The organism is Trichocoleus desertorum AS-A10 (assembly GCF_039962155.1).
GTDB lineage: Bacteria > Cyanobacteriota > Cyanobacteriia > FACHB-46 > FACHB-46 > Trichocoleus.
The window spans coordinates 1-16,096 of the sequence record NZ_JAMPKN010000060.1 but is presented as its reverse complement, the minus strand read 5'-3'; the positions used below and the strand labels follow the sequence as shown (position 1 = coordinate 16,096).

At 47.2% G+C, this 16,096-nt stretch carries 16 protein-coding genes and 22 tRNA genes; 30 read left to right on the top strand and 8 right to left on the bottom strand.

The window, feature by feature from the left end; translation table 11 throughout:
• Positions 1 to 437: 437 nt before the first annotated feature.
• Entirely contained in the window at positions 438 to 2,111 is a 1,674-nt protein-coding gene (locus tag NDA01_RS28535) for a site-specific integrase (RefSeq protein WP_348230679.1), read from the bottom strand.
• Positions 2,112 to 2,994: 883 nt separating this feature from the next.
• Here NDA01_RS28535 and NDA01_RS28530 point away from each other — a divergent pair.
• A complete protein-coding gene (locus NDA01_RS28530) occupies positions 2,995 to 5,265 on the top strand; it encodes a DEAD/DEAH box helicase (RefSeq protein ID WP_348230678.1) in 2,271 nt (756 codons plus the stop codon).
• 23 nt (positions 5,266 to 5,288) lie between these two features.
• Here NDA01_RS28530 and NDA01_RS28525 read toward each other — a convergent pair whose 3' ends face one another.
• The gene (locus NDA01_RS28525) at positions 5,289 to 5,579 is read right to left on the bottom strand and encodes a thermonuclease family protein (RefSeq protein WP_348230680.1); all 291 of its coding nucleotides are present in this window, start codon (positions 5,577 to 5,579) and stop codon (positions 5,289 to 5,291) included.
• A gap of 67 nt (positions 5,580 to 5,646) precedes the next feature.
• On the opposite strand from NDA01_RS28525, the gene NDA01_RS28520 reads away from it, so the two are divergent.
• Entirely contained in the window at positions 5,647 to 6,282 is a 636-nt protein-coding gene (locus NDA01_RS28520; RefSeq protein WP_348230677.1) for a Uma2 family endonuclease, read from the top strand.
• On the opposite strand, the gene NDA01_RS28515 is transcribed toward NDA01_RS28520, so the two are convergent.
• Positions 6,244 to 6,354, bottom strand: coding sequence for a hypothetical protein (locus NDA01_RS28515; RefSeq protein WP_348230676.1), 111 nt, complete (start codon positions 6,352 to 6,354; stop codon positions 6,244 to 6,246). The genes NDA01_RS28520 and NDA01_RS28515 overlap by 39 nt on opposite strands.
• A gap of 333 nt (positions 6,355 to 6,687) precedes the next feature.
• Here NDA01_RS28515 and NDA01_RS28510 point away from each other — a divergent pair, with 333 nt between their 5' ends.
• The gene (locus NDA01_RS28510; protein WP_348230675.1) at positions 6,688 to 7,737 is read left to right on the top strand and encodes a DUF2278 family protein; all 1,050 of its coding nucleotides are present in this window, start codon (positions 6,688 to 6,690) and stop codon (positions 7,735 to 7,737) included.
• 427 nt (positions 7,738 to 8,164) lie between these two features.
• Here the strand turns inward: NDA01_RS28510 and NDA01_RS28505 are convergent, their stop codons facing one another.
• The 3 genes from NDA01_RS28505 to NDA01_RS28495 are packed head-to-tail and all read right to left on the bottom strand — an operon-like array spanning position 8,165 to position 9,572.
• Positions 8,165 to 8,662: an HNH endonuclease gene (locus NDA01_RS28505; RefSeq protein ID WP_348230674.1), complete on the bottom strand. Its 498-nt coding sequence runs from the start codon at positions 8,660 to 8,662 to the stop codon at positions 8,165 to 8,167.
• Entirely contained in the window at positions 8,663 to 9,010 is a 348-nt protein-coding gene (locus NDA01_RS28500) for a hypothetical protein (protein WP_348230673.1), read from the bottom strand. It lies immediately after the preceding gene.
• Positions 9,011 to 9,020: 10 nt separating this feature from the next.
• Positions 9,021 to 9,572 (bottom strand): hypothetical protein, encoded by a 552-nt coding sequence (locus tag NDA01_RS28495; RefSeq protein ID WP_348230672.1) that lies wholly within the window; start codon positions 9,570 to 9,572, stop codon positions 9,021 to 9,023.
• Positions 9,573 to 9,969: 397 nt separating this feature from the next.
• Here NDA01_RS28495 and NDA01_RS28490 point away from each other — a divergent pair, with 397 nt between their 5' ends.
• Both NDA01_RS28490 and NDA01_RS28485 read left to right on the top strand, forming a co-directional pair.
• Positions 9,970 to 10,602, top strand: coding sequence for a hypothetical protein (locus NDA01_RS28490; RefSeq protein WP_348230671.1), 633 nt, complete (start codon positions 9,970 to 9,972; stop codon positions 10,600 to 10,602).
• A gap of 901 nt (positions 10,603 to 11,503) precedes the next feature.
• Positions 11,504 to 11,737 carry an EF-hand domain-containing protein gene (locus tag NDA01_RS28485; RefSeq protein WP_348230670.1) on the top strand — a complete coding sequence of 78 codons (234 nt, stop codon included), beginning with the start codon at positions 11,504 to 11,506 and terminating at the stop codon, positions 11,735 to 11,737.
• Between the two features lie 198 nt (positions 11,738 to 11,935).
• Here NDA01_RS28485 and NDA01_RS28480 read toward each other — a convergent pair whose 3' ends face one another.
• Together NDA01_RS28480 and NDA01_RS28475 are read right to left on the bottom strand one after the other, a co-directional pair.
• Positions 11,936 to 12,091 (bottom strand): hypothetical protein, encoded by a 156-nt coding sequence (locus tag NDA01_RS28480; RefSeq protein WP_348230669.1) that lies wholly within the window; start codon positions 12,089 to 12,091, stop codon positions 11,936 to 11,938.
• 2 nt (positions 12,092 to 12,093) lie between these two features.
• The gene (locus NDA01_RS28475) at positions 12,094 to 12,435 is read right to left on the bottom strand and encodes a hypothetical protein (protein WP_348230668.1); all 342 of its coding nucleotides are present in this window, start codon (positions 12,433 to 12,435) and stop codon (positions 12,094 to 12,096) included.
• Between the two features lie 93 nt (positions 12,436 to 12,528).
• On the opposite strand from NDA01_RS28475, the gene NDA01_RS28470 reads away from it, so the two are divergent.
• The 25 genes from NDA01_RS28470 to NDA01_RS28350 all read left to right on the top strand — a co-directional run bounded on the left by NDA01_RS28470 (position 12,529) and on the right by NDA01_RS28350 (position 16,063).
• Positions 12,529 to 12,744, top strand: coding sequence for a hypothetical protein (locus NDA01_RS28470; RefSeq protein WP_348230667.1), 216 nt, complete (start codon positions 12,529 to 12,531; stop codon positions 12,742 to 12,744).
• Between the two features lie 82 nt (positions 12,745 to 12,826).
• Positions 12,827 to 13,357, top strand: a complete 531-nt coding sequence (locus tag NDA01_RS28465; protein WP_348230666.1) for an HNH endonuclease — start codon at positions 12,827 to 12,829, stop codon at positions 13,355 to 13,357.
• 27 nt (positions 13,358 to 13,384) lie between these two features.
• Positions 13,385 to 13,768: an alr0857 family protein gene (locus tag NDA01_RS28460; protein ID WP_348230665.1), complete on the top strand. Its 384-nt coding sequence runs from the start codon at positions 13,385 to 13,387 to the stop codon at positions 13,766 to 13,768.
• Between the two features lie 192 nt (positions 13,769 to 13,960).
• A tRNA-Asp gene (locus NDA01_RS28455) sits at positions 13,961 to 14,036 on the top strand.
• Positions 14,037 to 14,042: 6 nt separating this feature from the next.
• A tRNA-Glu gene (locus NDA01_RS28450) sits at positions 14,043 to 14,119 on the top strand.
• Positions 14,120 to 14,121: 2 nt separating this feature from the next.
• A tRNA-Arg gene (locus NDA01_RS28445) sits at positions 14,122 to 14,195 on the top strand.
• Between the two features lie 110 nt (positions 14,196 to 14,305).
• Positions 14,306 to 14,381 (top strand) — tRNA-Cys (locus NDA01_RS28440).
• Positions 14,382 to 14,386: 5 nt separating this feature from the next.
• Positions 14,387 to 14,461 (top strand) — tRNA-Ile (locus NDA01_RS28435).
• Positions 14,462 to 14,463: 2 nt separating this feature from the next.
• Positions 14,464 to 14,534, top strand: a tRNA-Trp gene (locus NDA01_RS28430).
• A 25-nt stretch (positions 14,535 to 14,559) separates the two neighbouring features.
• A tRNA-Met gene (locus NDA01_RS28425) sits at positions 14,560 to 14,628 on the top strand.
• Positions 14,629 to 14,662: 34 nt separating this feature from the next.
• Positions 14,663 to 14,739, top strand: a tRNA-Glu gene (locus NDA01_RS28420).
• A gap of 10 nt (positions 14,740 to 14,749) precedes the next feature.
• Positions 14,750 to 14,833: transfer RNA gene (locus NDA01_RS28415), tRNA-Tyr, on the top strand.
• Positions 14,834 to 14,925: 92 nt separating this feature from the next.
• Positions 14,926 to 15,002: transfer RNA gene (locus NDA01_RS28410), tRNA-Arg, on the top strand.
• Positions 15,003 to 15,007: 5 nt separating this feature from the next.
• Positions 15,008 to 15,113 (top strand) — tRNA-OTHER (locus NDA01_RS28405).
• A 7-nt stretch (positions 15,114 to 15,120) separates the two neighbouring features.
• Positions 15,121 to 15,193: transfer RNA gene (locus NDA01_RS28400), tRNA-Phe, on the top strand.
• Positions 15,194 to 15,215: 22 nt separating this feature from the next.
• Positions 15,216 to 15,290 (top strand) — tRNA-Asn (locus tag NDA01_RS28395).
• 5 nt (positions 15,291 to 15,295) lie between these two features.
• Positions 15,296 to 15,372, top strand: a tRNA-Gln gene (locus NDA01_RS28390).
• Positions 15,373 to 15,378: 6 nt separating this feature from the next.
• Positions 15,379 to 15,451, top strand: a tRNA-Gln gene (locus NDA01_RS28385).
• A gap of 52 nt (positions 15,452 to 15,503) precedes the next feature.
• Positions 15,504 to 15,580 (top strand) — tRNA-Leu (locus tag NDA01_RS28380).
• A gap of 5 nt (positions 15,581 to 15,585) precedes the next feature.
• Positions 15,586 to 15,661 (top strand) — tRNA-Pro (locus NDA01_RS28375).
• A gap of 3 nt (positions 15,662 to 15,664) precedes the next feature.
• Positions 15,665 to 15,741: transfer RNA gene (locus NDA01_RS28370), tRNA-Leu, on the top strand.
• Between the two features lies 1 nt (position 15,742).
• Positions 15,743 to 15,820 (top strand) — tRNA-Ile (locus NDA01_RS28365).
• A 6-nt stretch (positions 15,821 to 15,826) separates the two neighbouring features.
• Positions 15,827 to 15,901 (top strand) — tRNA-Ser (locus tag NDA01_RS28360).
• Between the two features lie 8 nt (positions 15,902 to 15,909).
• Positions 15,910 to 15,984, top strand: a tRNA-Lys gene (locus NDA01_RS28355).
• Positions 15,985 to 15,989: 5 nt separating this feature from the next.
• Positions 15,990 to 16,063: transfer RNA gene (locus NDA01_RS28350), tRNA-Leu, on the top strand.
• The last annotated feature ends 33 nt before the right edge of the window (positions 16,064 to 16,096 follow it).

Here is a 16,096-nt window from a genome sequence, read left to right as displayed (position 1 = left end):
CTTGCGACCCGGTGTTACTGGTGATGCTCGAATTGAGACAAAGTCAATTCCTATCTACCAGAAGCTTCAGCGAGAGTTCCTCAAACTGGTTCCAATTGGCAAGTTTTTCTAAACTTGTTGTCTTAAATTCTGGTAGCGCAGTGCTTCTCGATCAATGAACTACTCCGCCGCAAGTGTATAGTGACTTTTTATTTGACGTGGAAACACATTAGTGTCGTTGAAGAAGCCAAGCTAAATCTGGCTTGAGGCAAAAAAGCAAGCTAGACTTAGCTTGGCAATGCTGATGGACAGATGCTAATCTACTGAGAAAATTCTCCCTGTAATCCAGCAACAGAGGAGGTTTGCTCTACGACATGAATTTGTTTTGATGCCATTTAATTTGTCCCTGTACAAGTGGAATTGAGCTCAGGTAAACTTGCCTTTATAGAAGGCACTGTTCAATTCGACTTTTTCCACCAGTCCTTTGCCTTTTCAGTTTTTTCAATTGATGTAGTTTGGTCGTAAACCTTGTTAGCTACCTCAACTGAATGTCCCATCAGTTCAGCCAATGCCTCTTGCTGTTCTGCATTACCGTATTTTCTTTGGTAAGTGATGGCAATATTCCTAAAGATGTGCGGAGAGGGCCGCTTACCTGTGAATTTGTACATAATAGTGGCAACCATTGCACTTACCACGGGCCCTGACAAGGGTTTGCCTATAGAGTCTGGTTTACCATTGCCGCCGACCGAGAAGAAGACAAAATTGTGTTCAACATTCGCTTTAGGCCGCCACTCATTGAGCCACTCATCCAAGTCTAAGGTTAAGTGCTGAGGCAACCAATATTCTCGCCCCTTACCGGTTTTAGATCCTGTCTTATGGTCTTCAGGACCCAATTTGACTCTATAACCTTCTGCCTCTCTAAATAGGGTTCTCCCAAGCTCTAACTCTCTGATCTCTCTTTGCCGCACAGGGCAATATGTCAGGATGGCAATAATGAGATAACGTTGCCACCACCGGAGAATCGCTGTTTGCGATCGCATTTCTCCCTTCTGAAGTTTTCCTGTGTACTTGGACTTCTTACTCCGTCTGGGAGCACAGCATTGACGGAGATACTGAACTACAGATTCGCACTCTTCAAAAGTTACTAACTTTTCTTCAAGGTTGAGCCGAGGAGGGGCAACCTTACGTTTTTTCTGAATGTCAGATCGATAATCCTTGAGCTCTTCTATTTCTTCAATATCTCTGTAGTCTCGCTTTTTAGAGCGTTTATGATACAGCCACTTACTAATATTGACAGCACATTCAGCAGCTCTGGAAGCCCACTGATAACCATTTTCTCGCTCACTGATGCCCCAAGCTACAAACTCCTCCAATAGCTCTTTATTGCTCACCAGCTCTAAACTAATGTCATCTAAACTCCAACCTCTGATATTCTTCAGCCAACCTAAAAAGCAAAAGATGACTTCTTGGTAGATGTTGAAGGTTGATTCCCTCATAGCTCTATCTTGCCGCTTGGCCACCTCTGGAGCAGTGCAAAAATAGCGAAAGCCATAGTGGGGTAAAGCTTTTGGGCATTTATTTGAGAGTTGATTGAGAAACTCGGAATTAAAGTGCTCTTGCTTCAGTTCATAGGGACGAGCATCAAGCTGTTTTTCTAACTTGGGAGTCACTTCGGCTACCTTCAGCCCATAGGGGTTACGGTTATAGCACCTTCTACCCTTACGCATTGCTTTGAGTGAATACGTACTTCTGATTCGAGGCGTGAATTTCTCACTGTCAGGTTTCGTGGTATCGAAATACCAATTTTGCTCTTGTGTCCATTTCAGGAAGCGAAGCAGGTGCGAACGATAGTCTTTAACAGTTCCTTTCGTGATGTCTCCAAGCGACAAAGCTATCTTTGTTTGCTCATGAAATGCATTCTCAACATCATTGAGTTCCTTGATAAGTACCCTCGATAGGCAACCTTCAAAGTCTTCGCTCACTGCCTCTGCTCTAAAGGCATAACTGATACTATATCCCGGAAGAACATAAAGTTTAAGAGCCGTTTTTAATCCGGCAAGATGTTTTGGCTTATCTGTGACAATGTGAAGCCGATAGAGGTGGAAAGCATCTAAAAGAGTGGTTGGAATCATAAGGCATCAGTTGAAGCGATATTCTAGTATAGTAAAAAAATACTAAACTGGCATACAACCAGTTGAAGCAAAACGGTATTTTTGGACGATCAATTTCGAAAGATGTATTGCCTGTGCTACATGGGTTTGAGGGATTTAGATTTTTAATAGCGTAGGAAAATGTTTTCCTACCTTCCTACGCCAATTTTTGGTAACTACGGCTGCATATGACTAGTTTGATTTCTGGATTTACTCTTAATGAGTACTCTAGTTCTGGTTGGTAGTTAGTTCATTCAAGCGCTCATTGTCCCCTCAACGGCGATCGCCAGTATAGAAGATTTAGAAGTAAATATCATAGAATTATTTCTGCAATTTGAAAAGGTTTTTTGCAGGATCTTATGCAGATTTACTCACTCTAAAAGTGAGGTAATTTCTACCTCTAAAAGTGAGGTAATTTCTACCTCTAAGAATGAGCTATTATCTCCGACGCTCTAAAGATATATAGCATAGTTTTTTGTGGTAGATTCTAATTAAATGTTCGCTGGAAACCCTATTCACCTTGCTCTTCAAGCTGAGTAGTTACGTTTTTTGTTGAATCCCTTACTGCTTAAGTGTTTCGGCGATCGCGTGGTACTCCGTTGCAGTGTTGTTACCTTGGGGCCTTTTAAGTTCTGGCTCAAGCAATCACTTGAATTTCTATCTTTACTACATTTGTTGGCAGTGCGATAGATATCAAGCAACAAGGCACAACCTGTTTTGTCACAACGTTATTTGTTTAGACCATGACTATAAGGGCCTGTGTGTGACATGCCTAGTTCCATAAGGGTGTAATAAAAGCTTTGATGGAGTAAAAAGTTCCTTGGAATGGGAAAACTAGGTAGATGACCATCTGGTTGGATTGCTTATGTCTGAGTGGGAGTTTATCGTCACTGATTTTGTAGGTGCCGATGGTGAAGAAGGAGAGCGCCTCATTTGGGAAGCGATTGTCAAAGCCTTGAAAGGAACAGGTGAAGGCATTGCTATCCTGAATTACTCCGACTTTGACCGCAACAGACAAATTCGGTACCAACCGGATATCTTGCTAGTCAGCCGAGACTTCGGCCTAGCGGTTATTGAAGTCAAGACTTGTAGAATTGACCAGATCGTGGCCATCCGGGCCAATCAATGGGAGATGCAGAAAAACTTCTATGCCCGCTATATGACTCCGTTTAAGCAGGGCGAAAATCAACTGTGGCAAATTCTCAAACGCTGCGATCGCAACGCGCTGCTCAAAGACCAACTGCCTGGACGAGTCTTAGTTGCCTTACCTTTAATCAGTCGCGATGAGTGGCGAGAGCGCGGTTTTGATGATGAGCACCCCACCTGCCCTCCCATCCTTTTTGGAGATGAATTAGGCAGACGCAGCATCCTCAATAGTCTGGAAAATAATTGCATTATTTTCAACCAGAAACACTTAGATTTTGAACTGAGCGATCTGCAATGGAAACGTTTAGAAGGTGTCATTGTCGGCCATCCCAATAGCCCCAAACCGATTCAACCAACAGTTCAGCTTCCATCTGCTGATCCGGTTCCTCCAGTCCTTCGGCGTGCAGACGTTTTAGCTGGATTACGGAATTGGATGAGTGAAGTCGATATTCAGCAAGCCAAAATTGGCATGCAGATTCCTCCAGGTCCGCAGCGGATTCGGGGCATTGCGGGATCAGGTAAGACACTCCTGCTGTGTCAGAAGGCAGCTCGGATGCACATCCAACATCCAGACTGGGACATTGCCCTTGTCTTCTTTACCCGCAGCCTTTACGAAGTCATTCCAGCGCTGATTCGACAGTGGTTGGACTACTGGAGCGATGGAGCGATCGCCCCTGACCTGGAGCAGGGCAAGCTCAAAGTCATTCATGCTTGGGGTAGCAAAGAACGACCTGGACTGTACTCCTTACTCCGCGATCGCGCTCACGTAAAGACAGCAGTTTCAGAAAAGCCCACAGGTAGCATCCCTGAACGCCTTGCTGCTTCCTGCAAACGACTGCTCGAAAATGTCACCGTTGAACCGATGTTTGATGCCATTCTGATTGACGAAGGGCAGGACTTAGCAGTCGATGATGAATGGAAGTACGGGGACAAGCAAGCCATCTACTGGCTCGCATGGCAAGCCCTCCGTCCCGTGAGCGACAAAGACCCCAGCTTGAAACGCCTCATCTGGGCCTATGACGAAGCTCAGAGCTTAGATGCCCTCGGAGTCCCTAGCTATGGTGAAGTGTTTGGGGTGGAACTGGGTGGCATCTTGTCAGGTTCTAAAACGGGTCCAACTTACAAAGGTGGAATTAAGAAGAGCGAAGTGATGAAGCGGTGTTACCGCACCCCTGGCCCTACCCTCGTGGCTGCTCACGGCATTGGTATGGGACTGCTACGGCAGGAACGGATGTTGAGCGGGTTCACTACTAAAGCTGATTGGCAGAAGATTGGGTATGAAGTAACCGAAGGTAACTTTACGCCTGGGAACTGGATCACCCTGCATCGCCCCTTAGAGCATTCGCCGAACCCGATTCCCACACCAGAACTTTGGGGAAGGAGTCCGTTGGAGTTTGAGGTGTATGACGATCGCGAAAGCCAACTCAAAGAGCTAGTTGAAAAGATTCGGCACAACGTAGAGCAGGACGAGCTGCAACGGAGTCGCGACATCCTAATCATGGTTTTAGGAACAGATCAAGATTCACCAGAATCAGGGCAACAGAATAGCAATTCGCAAGCTGCTGCCAGCTTACAGCTCCAACGTCAGGTGGCGAATAACCTTCAAGCTCAAGGCATTCCCTATTACATTCCAGGAGCCAGCGATCGCAATCGTTACCCGGACCAATCCAGTCGCAATGCCGACCGCTTCTGGTGGCATGACGCGATTACAGTCTCAAGAATGTATCGAGCCAAAGGGCATGAAGCGCCAATGGTATACGTGCTGGGTCTGGAATTGGTGGCTCAAGATGAAAGTAATCTGGCTTTACGCAACCAGTTGTTTGTCGCTTTAACTCGGTCAATGGCCTGGGTCCATCTCAGCGGGATCAAGGACCCTGATACCCATGCAGATTATTTACTCTATGACGAAATGCGCCGAGTCATCAAAAGTGGAAATACGCTGAAATTTAACTTCCGTAAGCCGAAGAGAACGCTAGTAGACAACGAATAAGGGCAGTTCTCTTAACTTCATCATCAGTTGCCTTTCATGAAACTTGTATCACCCCGCATCAAGGGGCGATCGCTCTTGGGTTTAACAGCTGGAGCAACTGCCCAAACGCCTCGTTGGTTTTGCTTCGCTTCATTAACACCCTTCTGCACTATGTCCCAATTGGGACAGTGATCAGAAAATTTCTCATAGGGGTAAGCCCAGCCAGCCGCAACCATTTCGTACTGGACAAACTTCTCCTCGTCAGAACGCGGAGTTGGAACATTCACCTCAGCCACTTTTCTGCCTTGGCGATCGGTGTCAGCAATGGTCAGAATGACTTGATTGTTGGCTTGGGCAAAGAGCGATCGCTTAAAATGAATTATTGGTATCCAGGCTCTTCTTATGACTGCTCAACTGGAGTTCCACCGCTACACTGTTGCAGAGTTTTTTCAGCTAGATTTGGGCGAAAGTCCAGAGTACGAGCTTCGAGATGGGATTGTTACGCCAATGGCCGAGCCTTCTGGACAGCATGAAAATTTGCGGAGTGAGTTGCTGGTAGAGCTGCGCTTAGAATCTCGACGGGCAGACTTAGGCTTCTTGGTTCACCCTAAGCCTGTTCTAGCCATCGGTCCTAGGGACACCCGAAAGCCAGACTTAATCGTAGTGGATAAAGAAGTTTGGCGTCGGCAAACTGAAGCAGAAGCCGTCTTGCGTGAACCTCCTAGCATTGTTATTGAAGTTGTGAGTACAAACTGGGAGGATGACTACCGCAATAAGCCCTTGTGGTATGCCGCATTTGGTGTGAGCGAATATTGGATTATCGATCCGCTCTATTACTTGGAGCGTTACCCAGGCCGGAAGAATCCTAAAATTCAAGAACCTACTATCTCAGTTGGTAGCTTAGTTTCATCAAATAGTATTTTGATTGAAAAGGAATACCAGTTTAAAAGCTTTACAGGCAGCGATCGCATCAAATCTCAATTCTTTCCAGAGTTGACTTTAAGTGTTAAGCAGATTGTTGCCCTGGGTGAAGAGTAGGTTCACGATGAGAAAAATGTCTGCCGCAACATGACCTATAAGTTTGTTTCCATCCAGAAATGGATGGTTCATGATGATAGAAAACTTCAATACCGCTGATTTTTCAAATAAGTTCGAGTACAGTTCTTCACCAAACGTTATTTAGAGGTTGAGGGATCACTGACTCTAGTAGACTAGTGTCCAATGCCTAATGCCCCCCGGATTGTTCAATAGATTTGGAATGTAGTTCTAATCCCTCGATTAAAGTCAAATAACGCATCGTGTCAAACATTAATAAAGTTCAACATTCTATACATGAGCAACTGCATAAAAAATATCTATTTCTTTCAAACTTTTTCCGTAGCAGCCTCAATAGGGAGTGATTCTTACACTGGAGTAGAAAGTTTCAAATAGGATATTTATACCGTGCCAATTAAAAATTATGGTGTCTGGGTAGCAAAACCTGTTCGGGTCAGCGCAGAGCGCGCAGAGGAAGATCCCAAGTCTCCACACATTCATCTGTTCTACGATGATGGCTCCTCTGGGGGCAATTTTAACGGTGCTCGACGCGCCTCGATTAATGTGAAGTCCAAATCTGCGCTCTCGGAACTTGTATTTTGGCTAATTCGTGATTTCCAACATCCGATCGTCGATAAATTGCGGGATTTGGATGTAGGGTTTCATGACATTCCTAGTCAACTTGCTGGACTGGCGCTGGATTATATCCGTGGAAATTTGATGGAATTGCGCACAGGAAGCATTCTCCCACACGATCAACCAGGGGGGCGTGACGACATTATCGATTATGTGATGCCAGAACTGGAATCCGCGATTAATCGTGGTGCCACCATCTACTTGTTTGGCGAACCCTACGAGGACAAACAGGGGATTCACAACATTCATATGAACCAAGGTAGCCAAGCTGAGTTCAAGAAATTTAATGGGGTGTGGCAAGATGGCGGTGTTCTGATCTACTTCCCCGATGCAGATCGGTTTGATGCGATTTTCTTGGCCTTTGCATCACAGGCTGTACACACAGATGAAATAACAGGACATAGCCTATCTGGCAGTCAAAATTTTGCACAATTGATTCGAGGGGAAGTGCCAGACGACGAGACACGCATTACGGACGACATGCGAGTCGCGATCATCGCCGCTTTGGTCAATCCCATTGATAACGAGAATCAGCCAGGAGCGACAGGAAAACCGGAGAAGGTCTATTTACTCAATCGACTGCCACAAGCAATTGGCATTAAAGGATGGTCGCTATTGAACAGTAGTGATACGGCATACACAATTACTGATGACATTACCTTGGCACCAGGTGAAGTCAAAATGATTGAGATCAAGGGAGTACCACTTACGAATAAAGGGGGACTGATTTCGTTACTTGATAATCAGGGAATCAAGGTAGATGGCGTTAGTTATACCAAAAATCAGGCGAGCAAAGAAGGCGAAGTGGTAATTTTTCGATAGCAAGATTTGGTTGGCAGGAAATATGGCACAACGCTACTTGGCTTGGTGAAATGTTGAAGACTTGTTTTCAGTTCGAGACGATCCCCAACGCTCTGAGAAGTTGGTGCCCACCCTCAAGAGTGATGAAGGTTGGAAGGCTAATGTGCCCGATAATAAACTAAATCAGTTGGCATCAACTATTCAGTAATTCAATCAGGGTTGATACTAGCAGCAAAAAAATTCTGGTCGTTAGTGAAGTGCCAAAGACAACTGTTTTATTTTCTAAGCTTTTCAGCCTTAACGATCAAAAATTTTCCGCTGCTGTAACTGCTCTTAATAGCATCGTGAGTATCTACCGACCATCTTCTATTTTTCCCCACGCAAGAATTTAGACTCTTAAGTCAGCAAAGTGTTTATGGTGAACACTTTGCTGATTTAATCTGTTTAGTTAGAGGAGTGGGTAGCGATGAAGGGTCTCCTCAGCCAGGTCTTGGAGATAATTGAGATTATGCTGAAGCTCATAGGCATTGTTGTCGCCTTTAAGGTTGTTGCATTTCCAGCACATAATCTGGAGATTGCTGGAGTCAAACATGCGCTCTGGACAGCGGGCTTTGTTTAGCTTGTGGTCGAGGGTGACGTAATGAGGGTGGAAGTAGGTATTGCCAGCTCGATTGATAATTTTGTTGCCGTTCTTATCCAGGTATTCGTAGCCACGCGCGATCGCTTCTTGCTTATTGTTCGTGCTGTGTGCAAGTTTTCCGTGAAACATTTTCTGTCCACAGAACGGACACGGCTTTTGATGGTATTTAGCACGATAGTCATTTGGGCTAATCTTGCCAAAGCTAGGGTGGTCAATTACCGCATAGCTCTGACTAGCTTGCCATATATCGCTGATATCAGCACTTAAGTAAAGAGCAGCTAGTTCCTTTGGATTGAAGTTAGTCATTTACAGCAGTTGATACTTGTTTAATGCTGTCTCAGCAAGCTCCTGAACCTGGCTATGCTTGCGCTTCAGGTTTGAAATGCCTTGTTGTGCTACCTCTTGGGCCTGCTCAGCTTCGAGAATTGATTGACCAATTGCTCCAGAGAGATCGCCCTTTTTCAACTTGGCATCAAACAAGCTCAAGGGCCTCATCAATTGCTGCAAAACTTTCCAGGATTGCTGGATCTGCTGCCAGCCAACGTTGCGATAGCCTTGCTGACGGGCGGCCTGCTGCTGAGCTTTTGTGAGTTGCTGAAAAGTGTCGGTATTGCGTTTTTGCCACTGGCGATAACTCATGCCATCAACATTCATAGTTACCTCCTTATTTAAGGTTGAATGTTTTCTTGATCTCTTGCCACTCGCCTTTACCGTAATTGAAGGAAATATAGTCCTGAATCTTGGATAGCTGGTTTTTTAAGGTATCAATGCGGTTTTGCAATTCAGAGATAGTAACTTCCGCTTCCGTCGTTGTTGCTTTGTTTACTTCTCGAATGGTTTCAACAGCGTCCCGCATCCCCTTAACCGTATCGTTATAGTCCTCTTTATGCACCAGCTCTTTCTCTAAGAGAGTTTGCTTGCGATCGCTCCCTGATTGAGAGAGGGCATTGATCAGCCATTTGCCAGCACTGATAATTTCTGAGCGTTGAGGATCGAGAAACTCTTTCAGTTTCTCATTGGCTTCTTGGGTTTTAAGGCCCTGTTTATAACGATTGAAGTTATTGGGAGCTTTGAGTAATGACAGAATTGCAAGATTTTGCGACGCTTGAATGACCTGCTCATCCGTCATCTTTGCCTCTAATGCATACTGGGCTACACCAGACGCTCTACTGATTTGCTTGATGAGCTGGTCACGCTCTTTTTTGGTAATCTCCACAATCTAGTCCTGAGTTTTGAGGGGTAGCACAATTACCGAACAGTATTCCTGCTTGATTGATTGTTCCAGTTACATCCCACTGATTGCACAGACCGATTGCTTCTCACTTCAAATCTTCATAGTAGGCAGCAGATTGCCACCAAACTCTAGCCATAACTTTGTAGATTCTTCTCGTCTAATTTCAAAACTCAGAGGTACTCTGTAGAAGTTATAGCCTTAGCGACCAAAATTTCTCGTCTGCTAAGTAGGTGGGTCAAATTAAATATAAGATGGCTTCGCCTGAAACCCTTACACAGCTTGAAAATCATCTTCAGTTTAATTACACCTACCTACTTATACAAAGGCGTAATATTAATTCTCACCCCATTTCTGCACATTCACGAACGGAAAACGAGCTATGAAACTGACCAGCGCCCTCTTGATTTCACTGTGCGTTTCGGGGGGATCTCTACTTTATTTAGGGAATGTTTCTGCAAAAGATTCTCATTCCCTCACTTCAAGGAATTCAGCATCCATTGCGCCCGCTATGACGATCGCCCTGCAACCGATCGCTCAAGCAAAGCCAAGTGCGACCGTGTTAGCACTCGACTCACAGGGATTACGAGTAGTGAACAAGTCTACCGGAGCGACTCGGGCGATCGCTTTCGGCACCAAGGAAGCCGATGTGGTTTCAATTCTCACGAACTTACGTGGAAAGCCGCGCAATCAAGGCGTGAATCAGGAGTGCGGTGCGGGTCCGCTTGGCTTTGCCCGTTGGGCAGATGGATTGTCCCTACAGTTTAATAAAGGTCGCTTCGCGGGATGGAGCGTCGATGGTCGGAGTCCAGGAGCCAACAAACTGACGACTATCAACGGAGTTGGCACTGGCTCAACTCGAACTCAGCTCAATAAGGCTTACACCGTAAAAGTCAGCCAAAGTTCTCTAGGAACCGAATTCTCTGCGGGTAGTCTTGGAGGTTTGCTGAGTGGGAGCAAACCAACCGATCGCGTGACCAGCCTGTGGAGCGGCACAACCTGCTTTTTCCGGTGATATAGCTATTGTAATGATGGAGTTTTAAGTTTTCTAACCTGGCTTAGTTATAGCAACGGACAAAAAGTGGTTGTTAAGGCTAGAAGGCTCATGAAGTAAAGCTTTTAGCGTCGCTTTAATTGGCTACCTAGCGGCTTGCACTGTCCCGTTTTCAACTGTAAGCGGGACAGTACAAAAAAAGGCAACGTTTTTGCGCCATTACAAGCTCCTCAGCCGTGATCGACCAGACCTCGTAAATGGGACAGTTCATTCAAACGGCTCACTAACGACCAGAGTTTTTCCGCTGCTATAACTAAGCTTAGTATGGCAAACCTGGGAGGGGGACAAACCTGCCCAAAAGCTAAAGCCATTAAGCCTTCTATCGTCTCAACAGTTAAAGTGATTGATTCCACTTTTGTAGCTTCTTGATTTCATTCTCAACTAGTAAAAGCTGAACCCCTACTAATTCCGTTATTGATCTCCCAGTTCTTCTTCCAATTTTCCTACAAGGTAGTTGCTTGGAACGTTTATCCAGACAAAGCTTGAGCTATGTTTGTCCCCCCGCCAGATGGCAAACACAAACAGGGGGCGCGCTCAACTGCTCTTAGACGAGTACGATCTCTATTTAGCTAGTAAACAGTCGCAACCCACTGAGCAGTCACATTCTCCATCGCCTTGTGAACCTTCAACAACCACTTTGCGATTGCTGCGCTGGCTTGTTTAGGGTGCCCATTCATAAGTAAGGTTAACCGGGCGATCGCCTCAGCTAAAAGCTTTACACCCCTGCTAGAAAGACAGGCTCTTTTGTTGCGCTCTCTTACTAGAGAGCGGATCTTGATTAGTAGACTCAATTTGCTCTCCTTTTTGTTTGGTAATCTATGAATGAGCTATGAAATTGAAAGATTAATTCAGGTAGAAACCGATGGCAACCGAGCAAGAGCTGCAATCCCTTTTTAATGACTTAGATCGCGATCAAGACGGCAAAGTCTCCCTTAGTGAGCTGTTCTTAAGTCCTAGCTTAAGTGCAATCATCTCAGCCGAAACAAGTACCAGTAGCCCCCAGGCGTTACTAGCACAGTATGATGCCGACGCAGACGGTAAGATTACCTTTGCAGAGTTAAAGCAAGCAGTTGAGAAAGCAAATAATTTAACCTAGCCGTCAAAAAAACAAGACTCAAGACCGTTCAACCTTTCCAAAAGGCGGTATGACTCGTATTGGCAAACGCGCAAGTTATGTGCCCGATTGAATTTTAGTTTGCTGACAGCCTTGAGCCAGCGATGGTTTGAGGCTTTAGCTTTGCTAAGCCCATATGAGAAAACCAGTGCCGACCACTTCAGTATGCAAGATCTGTGTTTAGGATTCCTGACTCAAATTGAAATCAGCATCTAGAATCCAGCAGTGTTCTGTCCCAGGTGGAATCCCGGTCTCAAAAGTTGCTCCGGTGTCCACGTCGCTGCCAGATACAGTTCCTTCTATGGCTTCGGTGACAGCGATCGCGACTCTACTCACGCTTAAGCGCTCAAAGGAACTAGTTCGCCAGTGATTGTGAGCCCTAGCTTCATCGGTTGTTGTGGTTGGATTAATTGACCTGTGATCGCACAATGTTCCTCTCGTTGAGCGATCGCGTCAAAGGTTACTCGAATCTCTGACCTAGACAAAAGCGGAGTTTGGGAAGGCGATTGTTGCTCCAAAGGCATTAACCGTTGCTCCACGAATTGCCAAAGCACTTCTCGAATCAGGGTTTGATACCCTTGCTCACCGGACAACTCTCGTAATCGCTCTTTAAGTTCAGCTTCCAGTCGGATACTCGTTACTTGCATTTCCGAAGTGGAACTTTGTTTGCGTGTATCCATAGCGAACCACCTAATTTCAAAAAGTGGACAAGGTAATACTACAAGTGTAGTATGTAGCTATCCAGATTTGTAATACAAGTAATCCAGCCTTCCATGATCCGCACCCTTCTCGCCACCTTATCCAGTGCCCTTGTTCTCCCCCATCGAGGTTGGGGCAGAGCATCGGTGCTGTTTGGGTGTGAGGGGACATATCGATTTAGCGGCGGTAAATCCGCCAGTGAAGGCATTGATGCGATAGTCGCCGGACAACTGAATCCGGATCAACTTACTAGCAGCGGGAGGTGCAGGTTTAACCTGACACCGACATAGGGAAACAGCGCATCAGCTTCCTTGTACTTACCCCCGCTCCTGGTCAACAGAGGTGGGGGTTGTTTTTTGAGGAGTGAGTTTTATGCAAGCAACAGAGCAGCGACAGAAGATTCCAATACTACACAACCAGGTCGTAGTCTTCTCCAAGAACTACCTCCCCTTGGCACGCATCAACATCAAGCGAGCCATCGTGCTTCTAGTGACGGGGCAAGCAGAATCACTAGAGTTCAGCAGCCTCCAGACTTGGGAAGTTCGCTCTCCCAGCGTTGTACTACAAGTGCCTGAGCATATCCGTTTGACCAGTGGCAATCCAGAGCGGCAGTGGAAGCTACCACCTGTGAATCGTCGCGAAGTCTTCCGTCGCGATCATCATGCCTGCCAGTACTGCGGCAGTACCAAGCGTCTCACCCTGGATCACGTCATTCCTCGTTCCAAAGGTGGTACTCACACCTGGGACAACGTAGTGGCTGCGTGCGAGAAGTGCAATTCAGCTAAGGGCGATCGCCTGTTGCACGAGACCGGAATGGCGCTGAGAAGTAAGCCCAAAGCACCCATCCACCCTGCCATTGCATTTGCAGAACAGTTCTGGAAAGAGCAGCCCACTGACACCTGACCTGAAGACAAAAAGGAGGCAAGGCCAATGTTGAAGTTGAACTACACCGAAGGCGGACTGTACATGGAGCGGGTGATGACCTCCCCAGAACTGGCGATCGCTCAGCGGGTTGTTCTCGCCATGCGCCTAGGGCAATCCCTCCAAGTGGAGCCTGGTCATGCCTCCTTTCTCTTACCTGCTGATGCTCAACTAGAGCAGTTAGAGCTGTCACTACGGCAGGACTACGGCTCTAAGGTCTCTGTCATTCCAGTGGATGACGAGTTTGTAGAAGTCAGTCTGAGTGGAAGCTGGATTGCCGAGATCAAGGAAGCTCATGAAGGAACGTTCCTCACCGTGCTGAGCGATCGCGTTGAACTCCTCCTTTACAAGCTGTGGCAGATGAGTGAAGCACACATCTCCACGCCAGCTTAATCACTACAACTCAATCTGAGAGGGCAGTCTAGCCATATTTTCCACCATTGCCCTCTCACTTCTCAAAAGAAATTTGTAGTATCCCCTTGACACTATGTAGTACGTTGTATTACAACTGTAGTATCAACACTACAGCCCTCACAAAGGCTCTGTAGTCACCCCCTGAACCTTGAAAACTGAATCGCCACCTTTGGGAATGTAGCTTAGTCCGGCTCAAAGCAGTCGCCTGTCCAGCGAAAGATCGTCGGTTCAAATCCGTCCATTCCCGCCTTGTAGCATCGTGGACGACTAGAGAAGTCGCTGTGCCTCTCAAGCACGGAGAAGCGGGTGCAACTCCCGTCGATGCTTCCAATGAGGATGTAGCTCAGCCGGATAGAGCGCCTGTCTTCGAAACAGGAAGCCACAGGTTCAATTCCTGTCATCCTCGCTCGTGGGGACGCGATTGGCATCACCTGCTCCGAAACCAACAAACGGACGGTTGCAGGACTGGGGTAGCCTTCGGCAAGCAAGCTACAATTCCCCTCGTCTCCACTACCTCTCCAGGTCGCCAAGTGGGAAGGCGTTGGCCTGCAAAACCAACTATCCGTGGGTTCGATTCCCACCCTGGAGTCCACCTGTTGCAGTGTCACCTAACGGTAAGGTACTCAGCTCATAACTGAGGATATGCGGGTTCAACTCCCGCCGCTGCGACCAATGCACAGATGGTGTAACGGCAACATCCCGGTCTCCAAAACCGTTGTTCTAGGTTCGAATCCTAGTCTGTGCGTTGTCGTGCCCTCATCGAAAAAGCTTACATACTCGCCAAATGGTAAGGCAACTGTCTCATAAACAGTGAACTACAGGTTCAAATCCTGTGTGTGAATCAACAGCTTTTTCAACTTGCACGGCATCAATGGTGCAGAAGCGAAGTGGTCGAGCGGCACGTCTTTCAAGCGTGTGATTAACGGGTTCAAGTCCCGTCTGCACTGCCAAACCTCACATAGGTCGGCTCGCCTATTAGTGTGGGCAACTGTCTGTAAAACAGCCGCGTTTGCGTTGCAGGTGCGACTCCTGCCCGACCTACCAAACACGGAGAGTAAACCGATCAGGCGATCGGCGCTGTTTGCTAAACAGATGGATGAATAATTGTGGTTCGACTCCACTGCTCTCCGCCTTGTAAGAACGTGGTGTAACTGGATAACACATCGGTCTACGAAACCGAAAAGTGGGGATTCGAGTCCCTCCGTTCTTGCCACTCATGGAGGATACCGCTGAATGGTTGGCAACTGGTCTTGAAAACCAGGGTAGTCCTTGACTAGGGGTTTCTCCGAAGGAGACGCTGCGCGAACGATTCCTCTATCCTCCGCCTCAATGGGAAGTTGGTGAAGCTGGTGCTCACGTGCCGCTGAAGACGGCGAGAAGGCAGTTCGATCCTGTCACTTCCCATCCCTGTTTAGGGAACTCGTATTGCCCTATAGCTCAATGGCTGAGCGGCCCGCTGTTAACGGGAAGGTTGTAGGTTCGACTCCTACTGGGGCAGCCATTCATTGCCGAGTGGACGACCTGGAAAGTCGCTGTGACTCTGAATCACGGAGATGCTGGTTCAACTCCAGCCTCGGCATCCACTTCTTTGCCCTGTGGTGTAACTGGCAACATCTCGCTCTTTGAAAGCGAAGTTTCTAGGTTCGAATCCTAGCGGGGCAGTTGGGAGGTAAACAGTCGCCTGGGTCAATCCTCTGTACCCCTCCCATTCCTTGCTGCTGTAGCCCAACTGGAAGAGGTGCTGGTCTTAGAAACCAGAGGTTGTGGGTTCGACTCCCACCAGCAGTACCAAGCATCGGGATGTAATTCAGTGGTCAGAAGCCTTGGTTTGGGGCCAAGGAGTCGTGGGTTCAAATCCTACCATCCCGACCATTTGCTCCCGTGACGGAACTGGCAGACGTGCTAGGTCGAGAGCCTAGATTTTACAGGTTCAAATCCTGTCGGGAGTACCAAGCACCGAAGGCGGAAGTGGTGGACGCGCACGCCCGATAAGCGTGTTACTAGCAGGTTCAACTCCTGCTCGGTGTACCAATTCTTCTGGGTGTGGCGCAGTGGGATCGCGCTTGGTCGGAGACCAAGAGAACGTAGGTTCGATTCCTACCACTTAGACCATTCCATAAGGGTCGTTGGCAGAGCGGATATGCAGCCGCCTTTTAAGCGGAGAGATCCAGGTTCAACCCCTGGGCGACCCACCAAAGATGCCTCTGTGATGCAATCGGTAGACATCGCTTGCTTAAACCAAGTGTGTTGCAGGTTCGATTCCTGTCAGAGGGACTCGCGGAGATGGAGCTATGGTGCGCTCTGGGG